The organism is Aeromonas sp. PS2Canimalfood6, from assembly GCF_048276795.1.
GTDB lineage: Bacteria > Pseudomonadota > Gammaproteobacteria > Enterobacterales > Aeromonadaceae > Aeromonas > Aeromonas caviae.
In genome coordinates this window covers 1-794 of the sequence record NZ_JBLUXC010000146.1, presented here as the reverse complement: position 1 = coordinate 794, position 794 = coordinate 1, and the positions used below count along the sequence as shown (strand labels likewise).

The following is a 794-nucleotide window of genomic DNA, read 5'->3' as shown; positions in this document are numbered from 1 at the left end:
CGACATCCTTGATGCCTGCACATCGGCCTGGAAGCACTTTATTGCCGATGTGGAGCGGGTGATGTCACTTTGTAGCCGAGATTGGATAAAACTGACCTAATGTTTAATCCGATTGGTATTAGATTTAATGAACTAGTAATCAGAGCCGCTACGTTAAATGATATGAACAGTATCTATACTATGGGTTATGATGCTTGGGGAGATGGATTAGAACTCAACAAGTATTTGTTTTTCTGTAATAATTCTGAAAAATATAAAAAAGGAACCTGGTATATTCTTGAAGAACGCAATTGTATTCTAAGTTCTATTATATGTTATTCACTACCTTCCATTTCTGACATTTCAACCATAGGTATAGGGTCTCTATCTACAGTTTCTGATAAAAGGCGAAATGGCTTTGCCAGAATACTATTAGACGCAGTAAAAAAAGAGTATTGCAACCAATTTAAAACAAGAGCATTTATTCTTTATTCCGACATTAACCCTGACTACTACAAGATATCAGGATTCGAACCTTTACCAGATTTTCTTCAAAAGAAAAAAGATACTACATGTATGGTTAATTGTAATGCCATCGACATGAAAACAATAATTGAAAACTTTAGAAAAAACGCTCCATTATATTTCTAGCACCTACTGTTTTGTAGAGTTGTACCAAAACTAACATAAGGAAACCTGATTACCCATGATTAGCAGTCACCACGAGCTATACTGATCTTACGTACAGTTACTGAGGTGCGAGATCATGGCCAAAAGCAAAGTCCAATTCCAGAAAGGCTACAGCCTGTTTGATT

Annotated in this window: 1 protein-coding gene; it reads left to right on the top strand. The window is 36.0% G+C overall.

From position 1 onward, the window contains the following. The first annotated feature begins 99 nt into the window (after window positions 1-99). Window positions 100-630: a hypothetical protein gene (locus ACNPAA_RS20955; RefSeq protein WP_417891994.1), complete on the top strand. Its 531-nt coding sequence runs from the start codon at window positions 100-102 to the stop codon at window positions 628-630. The last annotated feature ends 164 nt before the right edge of the window (window positions 631-794 follow it).